Genomic DNA, 10,356 nt, shown 5'->3' on the forward strand with positions numbered 1-10,356 from the left:
TGGTTTGCCCCGACGCCTGATGCTGCCAACGGGCTTCCTCGGGTTGGGGCCAAAAGCCGTGCCCCCACATTGGGGGGACGCGACCAAAATGGTAATCGGACCAACCCGGCGGCGCATAGCGAGCCGTATTCAGGGTCAGTTGCCACTCCACCGGAGCGTTGGGCAGTGGGCCACCGGCATAGTAGCTCGCCCGGGCCGTGGCCTGTAAGGGCGCTTGTGCGATAGGGCGTTCGGCGCTGAAATTCAGGTCGACCTTGTATTCGGGGCGGCGGAAGGTCTCGATGCGGAAGCTGTGGCCACCGAAATATTCATTTATTTCATTCTTACCGCGGAACAGGCGCAGTTCAATTGCGGCCGAACCGGACGCGGCGCTGCTGGGCAGCGGTAGAGAGAGGTCAAAAGCGCCGGACTCGTTCAAGGATAGCCGCCCCTGGTCGAGTTCATTGCGTTGACCATCGTAGGCCGTCCACTCCAGGTGGGTCAGATCCTTGGGGTAGTGCAGGTCGCCCTCGACGCCGAAACCGCGCTCGCGGATAAGGCCTTTCAGGTGGACGGTTTCGCCGGGTTGATAGAGTTGGCGGTCGGTGAAGGTGAATGTCGGGTAGCGATAATAGTTGTATTCGTCCCGGTAAAGCGGCGACAGGCTGTGTGCTTGAAACAGAGCCTGATCGGACTGGCTCTCAACCATCAACGACGAATGTTCTTCTCTGTCCGATAACGGCAACGAAGCCAGTCCATTGTCATCGGTTGATGCGCTGATCGCTCCGACGTGTACCCGCGCATCCGCAGTGGGCGTGCCCGTGGTCAGGTCGGTGACCCAAGCGGTGACCCGATCGCGTTCCGCGTAGGTGCTTACTGCAAGATTGGTGACTTGCAGCCATTGGCCAAATTGGGCCTGGTTATAGCGGTATCGGCTATTGTCTTTGTTGTCCATTTCAGGTGACGACGCAAAAACCAACAGGTGGCCAAAGCCCTCCTCGTTCAACCACGGATCCAGCGAAAGGCGTGTGACCGTCATTGTGTTCGCTTCGGCATTTAACGTCAGGGTGTGGTTTTCCAGTAACGTGCCGGGCTTCTCCGGCTTTTCCTTATCAACTGCTCGACGGTAGTTCAGGCGGTAGCGCTGGAAGTCGGACCAGTCGTCTGGTGTGACCTGGCGGACTTCAATGTCCAGTGTCTGGATATTCCGGCTGACGATGGGCAGCGTGGCAAAGGCCCCGGGCAGGGTAATCAAATCTTGACCGGGCAGGGTGAACATCGGAGGGTAGGAGGCGATAGTGACCTTCGTGACCAGGTCTTCTTCCAGCGCCCGACCAAACTCGTCTGTCGTGCCAGTGGGTAGTGTCAGTGTGTACTCGGTCTCCGGCTGAAAAGAGCCGCGCAATTGGATATAAGTGCCGTAGTGAGAAATCTCCAGCCCGTCCACGTCGGGGGATACCTCAAGCCGGGATTTGTCCCAGTCATCGGAAAGACGATGGCTGAATTGTAACGAAACCCCTTCATCGGGTGTGCACTCGCGCTCGGCACAGTCATTACGCTCGATCCGCAATGGGCCGGCGGTGCGAAAGGAAAAGGCTTGGTCGGCTTTGGTCAGCCGGTTGCCGGCCTTGGCCGGAGTGCCTTGCGCCAAGGTCAGTGAAAACGTCTGATTCCAGGGGAGTGGTTCGGAGGGTGTCAGGGCCAGCCACTGTTCGGCCGGCAGGTCGTCAATCAATGCCTTGTATTCGTCCTGCGCCAGGGTATCCGGGTCGACCCGTTTCAGTGCGTGAGTGTGTTGCTTATCTTTCAGGCTCACATGCTCAAGCAATTGGTTTTTGTCGATGGCCTGGTTGAAGATCAGGACCAGAACGGGTTGCTTGCCAGTGACGGCGTTGTCGCCGGGGTAAAAGTTGGTGACCGCCAGCGGCGCAGTGGCAAATTGCCACTGCGCGGTGGTGGCCAGGGGGACACCAGCGGCAGAGGTAAAACCCTCCTCAAGGGTCACGGTGTAGTCCGTGGCCATGGGCAAGGCATCACCGGTGGGCTCGAAGACCAGGCTTTGGGTATCCAGCCAGCGCCACTGCCCCTCAACCTCGGGGGTCAGGGTAAGGGGAATGCCTTTTTCCAGCGTCTGCTCCAGGCGGGTGAGCGGCACCATGGGTTCGGAAAACGTGAGGCTGACCAATGCGGCCCGCTCGACGTCACCCTCCGGCGCATAGCGCACCAAATGCGGAGCTGAAGGGTTCTCGTCCGGTGTCAGGTCGTTCGGCCTGGGGAAAGCGGGCTCGGCGGTCGGTCCGGTCGGTGGGGCGGGCGTATCGGCCGTGGTATCGGTTTTTGCGGGCCCGGAAGCGGCCGGCAGTGGCGGTAGCGATTGCAGCAGCGCGGCGGTTTCCTGTTCGCTCAGGGTTTGGTCTTCGCACAGCCCGCCGGGCTGGCAGCCGGTGAGCGCCAACAGGCCAAGGCCAAAAATAAGAGGGGAGATGAGTCTGGCCGCCCGCCGGCGTTGCCCTTGAGTATCCATGCTTGATCCTTTCACTCCGATGTTATCCGCTGTGCCCCTGACCGGGGGTCCCGAGGGTGCTGATTGTGCAATCTGAAAGCTCAGACAGTAGACTGTAGCAAATAATCCCACTACCGGATTGAGAGGATCACTATGCGCGCATTTCTGTGGGGCTTGTCACTGATGTGTCTGTCCATCGCCGGTTGCAGTCAGGACGGCTCCGAGAGTGACAATTCCCCGGCGGGCGAAAAGGTGCCCGATACCCCAGATGGCTATGTCGAGACGGGTGATCTCGACGCGCTGAAATCCCGGGGGCAATTCCGGATTCTGGTGCATCGGGCCGCGGATGAGTATTTGCCGCGGGCCGGCTATCCGCTGGATGTGGAGCGGGAGATGGCCAAGCGGTTCGCCCGGGAACAGGGGCTGGAGCCTGTGGTGATTTCGGTTCCCGAGTACGGAGACCTGTTGGCGCAGCTGTTGGCCGGTCGGGGCGATATGGTGGCGGCCAACCTCACGGTGACCCCCGAGCGGGCCGAGCAGGTGGGTTTTACCCTGGGGGTTGATCAGACTCGGGAAGTTCTGGTGGGACGCAGCGGAGAGCCCGCCCCCGAGGGGGTCGCGGACCTGAGTGGCCGGCGGGTCGGGGTCATGCGCGATACCAGTTTCTGGGAGTTGGCCGATACCTATTTTGCCGAGGTGCCGGATATCGACCCGGACATCGAAATAGTGCCGCTGCCCTCGACCATGACCAGTGACGAGGTGCTCGATGGCCTGGTGGCGGGCGAGTACGATTTTGCGCTGCAGGACAGTAATGTCATGGACGTGGTCCGTACTTACCGGGACGATGTACAGGTGCAGCTCACCCTGGGGGAGCGACGCCCGCTGGCCTGGGCGATTCGCCCCTCCAATACCGCGTTGCTTGAAGAACTCAATCGCTTTCTGACCCGCGAACGCCTGACACGCACCGATATCCGGGCGCATACGGACGATCTGGCGGGCATCAAGGAACGCAAGGTGTTGCGGGTGATTACCCGGAACAACGGCGCTACTTACTATCTGTACCGGGGAGAGTTGGTCGGTTTTGAGTACGAACTGGCCAAGCGCTTTGCTGACAGCCTGGGCGTGCGTCTGCAGATGGTCGTGGCCGACAGTGACGAGGCGATGATCCCGATGCTCAACGAGGGGCGTGGGGATATGATTGCCGCCTTCATGACGCGCACGGACGAGCGCGCGGATCGGGTGGCCTTTTCCCGTCCCTACCACTACGCCACCGAGACGCTCGTCGGACGCGCGGACGAGCCGGCCATTGACTCGCTCAAACAACTGGCGGGCCGTACCCTGCACCTGCGCCGATCCAGCAGCTATTGGTCAACAGCCGAGTCAATCCGGGAGCGGGGGGTGGATGTGACCCTCGCGCCGGTCTCTTCCACCATGGAAACGGAGGATATTCTGGCGCGCGTGGCCGATGGCACCTATGACCTGACCATCGCCGACAGCCATATTCTGCAGTCGGAGCTGACCTGGCGGGATGATATTCAGGGTCTGTTGCCCCTGGGTGACCCCACCAACCAGGGCTGGGCGGTGCGCCCGGAGAATCCGGAGTTGCTGGCGGCGGTGAATGCGTTCTGGAAAAAGGAATACCGTGGGCTGCATTACAACATTCTGTACAAACGTTACTTCGAGGACGACGCCCGCATCCGTGAGCAGCGGGCCGGACGGGTGGATGTGTCGGAAACGGGGGCGCTTTCACCCTGGGATGAACTGGCCCGGTCCTACGCGGAGCAGTATGGCTTTGACTGGCGCCTGATCCTGGCGCAGATGTATCAGGAGAGTCGGTTTGATCCGGCGGCCGTGTCCTGGGTGGGCGCCAAGGGCCTGATGCAGGTCATGCCCCGTACCGGCAATGAGTTGGGGCTGTCTCCCCTGGATGATCCGGAAGTCAGTGTGCATGCCGGCGTCAAATACATGGACTGGCTGCGCTACCGGTTCCCGGAGCGGCTACCGGTGGACGAGCAGATGTGGTTTTCCCTGGCGGCTTACAATGCCGGCGTGGGACATGTGCGCGACGCCCGCCGCTTGGCGGACCAGCAGGGGTGGGATCCGGACCAGTGGTTTGGCCATGTGGAAAAAGCCATGCTGTTGCTCACCCAACCGCGCTATTACCAGAAGGCCCGATTTGGTTTTGTGCGCGGCCATGAGCCGGTGAGTTATGTGCGCCACATTCGGGATCGTTACCGCGCCTATGCCCGACTGACGGAGTAGTGGCAAGCCTGCCTCCTTGGGGGTACCGCCTGTGCGTCGTTGACTTTCCCGCGGCGCTCCCCTACATTGCCGCCTCGACACAGGGTGCCTGCTGCCCCCGACTCCTATCGAGGCTGAGCAGGTTAAACGGGAAGTCTGGACAATCCAGCGCTGCCCCCGCAACGGTGATCAGGGTGAATCATGGCCCTGTAAGCCCGATACCGGCCCTCTGTCGCGTTCTATGATGGAGCGGAGGGCTACCATCCGGCAATCCTTCACGTGCTGCCCCGCGCAGCCGCGTCGCTTTGCGTTTCCTCCCTCCCCATGTTGTCTTTGATCAAACATAGGGGATTACTGTGTTTAAAACATCTGTACTCAGTGCAGCGGTCTTCGCTGCCTCGGTCCCGGCGCTCGCCGTGGCCCAATCATCCCAAGCCTCTTTTGACCCGGCGTCGGCCAACTCACCGTTGGAAACCCTGGTGGTGGTCGCCTCCCGGACCGAAACACCGCTGCGCCAATTGGGTAGCTCGGTCGCCGTGTTGGACAAGCAGGACCTGAAAAACCTGGGCGTACAGTCTCTGGCCGACGCGCTGCGGACCATGCCGTCGGTGTCCATTACCAATGCCGGTGGACCGGGCAAGGCCAGCTCGGTGCGGGTGCGCGGTGAGTCCGGTTTCCGGACGTTGGTGCGCGTGGATGGGGTGGATATCACCGACCCCACGGGGCCTCAGTCGAGCAGCCAGGTCCATCACCTGTTGACGGCCAACGTTGCCCGGGTCGAGCTGCTTCGTGGCCCACAGGGCATGATGTACGGCGCGGATGCGGGCGGTGTACTCAACGTCACCACCGATCATATCAACGACGGAATGCAGTCGGGCCTGAGTGGTGAAGGCGGCCGCTACGATACCCGGAATTATTCCGGTTATGTGGGCGGTGGTAATGAGCAGGGCGACTTTTATCTCTCGGCCGCGCGCGCCGATACCGAGGGTTTCAGCGCTCGATCCGACGATCCCACCGGGGAGGCCGATGGCTACGAAAACACCACGCTGCACGCGCGCGGTGGTTGGAATCTGGATCGGGATTTGCGGGCGCAGATCGTCGTGCGTGATACCGAAGGCACATCGGAATTTGATAACTGCGGCTTCCCGGTAGCGACGCAAGACTGCGTTGATCAGTTTGAGCAAACCAACGCGCGGGCCAGCATTACCCACCGTAATCAGAGCGGCGCCAATACCTTTGCTTACTCTCAGACCGATGTGGACCGGATCAACTACGCCGATGGCGCTGTGTCCTATCAAACCGAAGGGAAAATCGCCAAGTGGGAACTGAACGGTAAAGTGGATCTTGCCGACTCTCACACCCTGGTGTACGGCGCCGAGCATCGCCGCGATGAGGTGATGGACCTGGAGCGCGAGCAACGCGGGGCCTACCTCGAGTATCAGGGTGCTTATCAGCAACAGTGGTTTGTGACCGCCGGTGTGCGTCAGGATGATAATGACGATTTTGGCAATCACACCAGCTATCGTCTGAGCACTGCTTACCGGGTGCCGCTGTCCAGTGGTGAGCTGAAGTTCAAATCGGCTTTGGGTACCGGGTTCCGCGCACCCAGCCTGTCGGAAATCGACTATAACCGATCACAGGAACTTCCACCGCCGTCGTTGGACGCCGAAGAGAGTCGAGGTCTGGATCTGGGTGTCGAATATTTCGGACGCAATGGCCTGCACCTGGAAGCGGTCTGGTTTGATCAGAAAATCGAAGACGAAATCTTTTTCGATATGATCGCCTACAGCGGTTATCTGCAAGATGGCGTCACCAGTGAGTCCCGAGGGGTAGAGCTGAATTCCGAGGTGCCTTTGGCCGACCAGTGGCAACTGGTGGGTAACTACACTTACGTCGACACCGAAGCCGGCGATGGCAACCCTCGCTCACTGCAGCCGCGTCATCTGGCCAATGTCGGTCTGCGCTACTCGCCGGTGGAGGCACTCACGGTGGCGCTGGACTGGCGCACATCCCGGGATCGGCAAGAGGGCACCACCGAGTTGGACGATTATCAGGTGGTCAACGCCAATGTGCGCTATCAGGTCATTGACGGTATGGTGGTGTTTGTGCGCGCGGAAAACCTGCTGGATGAGGACTATGTCGAAACCCTCAACTACAACACCAGCGGCGCGGCCGGCTATGCCGGTGTAGAGTTCACCTTTTAGGCACTAATGACAGGACACTCCATGAGTGACACGAACGAAGAGCGCAAGGCGGCCCGTCACAAGGCCGCCATGGTAAAACAGAAATCCCGGGTGGATGCCCGCATCGCTGAGGCGGATACCGATCGCGGTGTGGCCATTCTGTTGACCGGTAACGGCAAGGGGAAATCCAGCTCGGCCTTCGGCATGGTGCTGCGTGCCCTGGGCTATGGCCAGACGGTGGGCGTGGTCCAGTTCATCAAGGGCGAGCAGCTCTCCGGGGAGGAAATCTACCTCAAAGAGCAGCTCCCCCAGGTGCGCTTTTACCAGATGGGCACCGGATTTACCTGGGATACCCAGGACCGCAGTGGGGACATTGCCGCCGCCGAACGGACCTGGGCCCAGGCGGCGGAGATGCTCAATGACCCCGCGCTGGATCTGGTGGTGCTGGATGAGCTGACCTACATGCTGGCCTTTGACTATCTGGATGAGGCCACCGTGCTCTCGGCCCTGGCGAACCGGCCGGCTCATCAGAGTGTGGTGGTCACCGGGCGGGGTGGCGGTGCTGAACTGCAGGCACTGATGGATACCGTCTCGGAAGTGAAGGATATCAAGCACGCCTTCAACGCCGGGATCAAAGCCCGTCGGGGCGTGGACTACTGACCGTGGTGGTGCTCGCCCGCACCCGCCAGAGCCGGCGCCGTCAGGGTACGATTGTCCTGGGGGGCGCGCTGGTGGTCAGCGCACTGCTCTCGCTGTGGCTGGGCTCGGTGAACCTGGGGGCGGTCAATGTCCTCAAGGCCCTGGTGGGGCTGGAGGCGCCCGGGCACACCGCGCAGATTGTGCAGGCAATCCGACTGCCTCGTGCTTTGCTGGCGGCGTCGGTGGGAGCTCTGCTGGCGCTGTGCGGCGCTATCCTGCAGGGGTTGTTCCGCAACCCACTGGCGGACCCCTCCCTGATCGGTGTGACTGCCGGCGCCTCCGTGGGTGCTAGCCTGATGATTGTGCTCGGCACGGGGATGAGTGGGGTGCTAACCGGTGTGGCCGGTATGTCCTTGGTATCCCTAGGCGCGTTTCTGGGTGGGCTGCTTACCGTGTGGTTGGTCTATCGGGTGGCGACCGGCATCAATGGCACCTCCGTGGCCACCATGCTGCTGATGGGCATCGCGGTGTCCGCTCTATCTGCCAGCGCCACAGGGCTGCTGGAGTACTTTGCGGACAACGAAATGCTCCGGCGGATCAGCCTCTGGCGGATGGGCGGCCTGGAAGGGGCCAACCTGACCCGAGTGCTACTGGCCGGCGGTATTCTGACCGTGGCACTGCTGGCTCTGCCGTCCTTCGGGCGGGCGCTCAATACGCTGCTTCTGGGTGAGTCTCAGGCCCGCCACCTCGGGGTGGATGTCGAGCGGCTGAAAACCCGGTTGATCATTCTGGTGGCGGCGGGGGTCGGGCTCTCAGTGGCGGTGGCCGGCAGCATCGCCTTTGTCGGGCTGGTGGTGCCGCACATGATCCGGCTGTGGGTGGGGCCGGATCATCGCTACCTGTTGCCCCTGTCGGCGCTGGGGGGCGCGGTGTTGCTGTTGCTGGCGGATGTGGCGGCTCGCACCGTGATGGCTCCGGCCGAATTGCCCGTGGGCCTGGTGACGGCCCTGTTGGGGGCGCCATTCTTCATTTCCCTGCTGCGCCAGCGCCGCTTTGAAGGGGCTTAGTCCATGTCATTACTGCACATCGATCAACTGAGTGTCTGTATTGACGAGCGCGAACTGGTCTCCTCGGTGTCACTGGCGGTACAGCCGGGTGAAATTCTGGCTTTGATCGGGCCCAACGGGGCGGGTAAGACCACACTGCTGCGTGCCATCAGTGGCGACCTGAGTCCGGGCGCGGGGGAAATCCGGTTCAACGATCGGGTGCTGGCGCACTGGCCCGCGGGCGAGAAGGCCCTGGCGTTGGCGGTGCTGACCCAGTCCAATCCGCTGGCCTTCCCGTTTACCGTGTCTGAGGTGGTGGCGCTGGGGCGCACGCCCCACAGTACCGGCGTGCTTATCGATGAACAGGTGTGTGCGGAGGCCATGGCGGCGCTGGATGTGACGCACCTGGCCGAGCGGCTCTATCCGTCCTTGTCGGGCGGTGAAAAGCAGCGGGTGCAACTGGCCCGGGTGATGGCCCAGATCTGGCGCCCGGATACCGCCGCCGGTAGGCTTCTGCTGCTTGATGAGCCGGTGGCGGCACTGGATCTGGGCCATCAGCGCCAGTTGATGCAGGCGGTGCGGGCCTTTGCCGATCGGGGGGTCGGGGTGGTGATGGTGGTGCACGATATCAGCCTGGCCGCCGCATACAGCGATCATCTTCTGGCACTCAAAGATGGTGGTCGGGTGGCCTATGGTTCGCCGGATGAGGTTGTGAATACGGCGCTGATTGCGGATCTGTTCGATACGGAGGTGGAGGTGATTCCCCATCCGAAAACGGGAAAACCGGTGGTATTGGCCAATGGGTAAACGTAAGGGTTTGTTTCGTCGGTTTTTGACGGCGTTTATTTTGCTGCTTGGTTTATCCCTCGGACTCCATGCACTGGCCCAGATTCAGGTAACGGATGATCTGGGCCGGGAGATCACTCTGGAGCAGCCGGCCACGCGGTTGATTGCGCTGGCACCGCATATCGTGGAGAACGTCTACAGCGCCGGCGCGGGTGACCGATTATTGGCGGCGGTGGATTACAGTGACTATCCACCGGAAGCCCAAAAGTTGCCGCCCCTGGGGAGCGCCCAGTCGGTCAGTGTTGAGGCCGTTTTGGCACTGGAGCCCGATCTGGTGTTGATGTGGGCCACCGGTAACAGTCGGACCTTGCGTCAGCAGTTGGAGCGGCTTGGAATCAACGTGTATGTGGATGAGCCACGTACCCTTGAGGATGTGGCTCGCTCGGTCCGCTCCATCGGCGCACTCACGGGAACCGGGGATAGCGCTGAACAGGTCGCCCAGAGACACCTGAATCGATTGGCCGAGCTGCGGGCTCGATACAGCGAGCGAACACCGGTCAGCGTGCTGTATCAGGTCTGGCATCAACCCCTGCAGACCCTTAACGGCGAACACCTGGTGAGTGATGTAATTCGCCTGTGCGGTGGACGCAATGTCTACGCCGATGCCAAACCTCTGGCACCGACCATCAATATGGAGTCGGTGTTGGAGCGCGATCCCCAGGTCATTGTGGCCAGCGGTATGGGAGAGGAGCGCCCGGACTGGCTGGATGAGTGGACGTCGTGGTCCGAGTTGACGGCGGTACAGCAGGACAACCTGTTTTTTGTGCCGCCGGATCTGATTCAGCGGCACACGCTGCGCATCCTGGATGGCGCCGAACTGTTCTGCCGGCACATTGACCGGGCCCGCCAGCGCCTGTCAGACGACCCCTGAGTTAGCGGGTCGCCTGATCCGAGTGTCGACTGCGGGTCACCGGGCGGG

General features: G+C 61.6%; 7 protein-coding genes and 1 riboswitch. Of the genes, 6 read left to right on the forward strand and 1 reads right to left on the reverse strand.

Annotated features, from left to right (window positions below; genetic code table 11):
* Positions 1-2,503, reverse strand: a 2,503-nt coding sequence (locus B3187_RS14670) for an Ig-like domain-containing alpha-2-macroglobulin family protein (RefSeq protein WP_286807216.1), incomplete at its 3' end; no start/stop codon positions are given.
* A gap of 132 nt (positions 2,504-2,635) precedes the next feature.
* Here B3187_RS14670 and B3187_RS14675 point away from each other — a divergent pair.
* From B3187_RS14675 to B3187_RS14700, 6 genes are all read left to right on the forward strand, one after another.
* A complete protein-coding gene (locus B3187_RS14675; protein WP_286807217.1) occupies positions 2,636-4,744 on the forward strand; it encodes a transporter substrate-binding domain-containing protein in 2,109 nt (702 codons plus the stop codon).
* Between the two features lie 65 nt (positions 4,745-4,809).
* Positions 4,810-4,967: riboswitch (cobalamin riboswitch) on the forward strand.
* A gap of 172 nt (positions 4,968-5,139) precedes the next feature.
* Positions 5,140-6,927 carry a TonB-dependent receptor plug domain-containing protein gene (locus B3187_RS14680; RefSeq protein WP_286807219.1) on the forward strand — a complete coding sequence of 596 codons (1,788 nt, stop codon included), beginning with the start codon at positions 5,140-5,142 and terminating at the stop codon, positions 6,925-6,927.
* 21 nt (positions 6,928-6,948) lie between these two features.
* Complete coding sequence (gene cobO / locus B3187_RS14685) at positions 6,949-7,566, forward strand: cob(I)yrinic acid a,c-diamide adenosyltransferase (protein ID WP_286807220.1); 618 nt, start codon at positions 6,949-6,951, stop codon at positions 7,564-7,566.
* Positions 7,567-7,574: 8 nt separating this feature from the next.
* Positions 7,575-8,612, forward strand: coding sequence for a FecCD family ABC transporter permease (locus tag B3187_RS14690; RefSeq protein ID WP_286807224.1), 1,038 nt, complete (start codon positions 7,575-7,577; stop codon positions 8,610-8,612).
* Between the two features lie 3 nt (positions 8,613-8,615).
* Positions 8,616-9,398: a heme ABC transporter ATP-binding protein gene (locus tag B3187_RS14695; protein WP_286807221.1), complete on the forward strand. Its 783-nt coding sequence runs from the start codon at positions 8,616-8,618 to the stop codon at positions 9,396-9,398.
* Positions 9,391-10,308, forward strand: coding sequence for a cobalamin-binding protein (locus B3187_RS14700; RefSeq protein WP_286807222.1), 918 nt, complete (start codon positions 9,391-9,393; stop codon positions 10,306-10,308). Before B3187_RS14695 ends, B3187_RS14700 begins: the two co-directional genes overlap by 8 nt.
* Positions 10,309-10,356 lie beyond the last annotated feature (48 nt).

Origin of the sequence: Marinimicrobium sp. UBA4209, from assembly GCF_002381585.1 — a bacterium.
Lineage (GTDB): Bacteria > Pseudomonadota > Gammaproteobacteria > Pseudomonadales > Cellvibrionaceae > Marinimicrobium > Marinimicrobium koreense.

Coding starts and splice junctions, on each gene's coding strand:
- cobO (WP_286807220.1), top strand. CDS start 6,949: ATGAGTGACACGAACGAAGAGCGCAAGGCGGCCCGTCACAAGGCCGCC.
- B3187_RS14695 (WP_286807221.1), top strand. CDS start 8,616: ATGTCATTACTGCACATCGATCAACTGAGTGTCTGTATTGACGAGCGC.
- B3187_RS14700 (WP_286807222.1), top strand. CDS start 9,391: ATGGGTAAACGTAAGGGTTTGTTTCGTCGGTTTTTGACGGCGTTTATT.
- B3187_RS14675 (WP_286807217.1), top strand. CDS start 2,636: ATGCGCGCATTTCTGTGGGGCTTGTCACTGATGTGTCTGTCCATCGCC.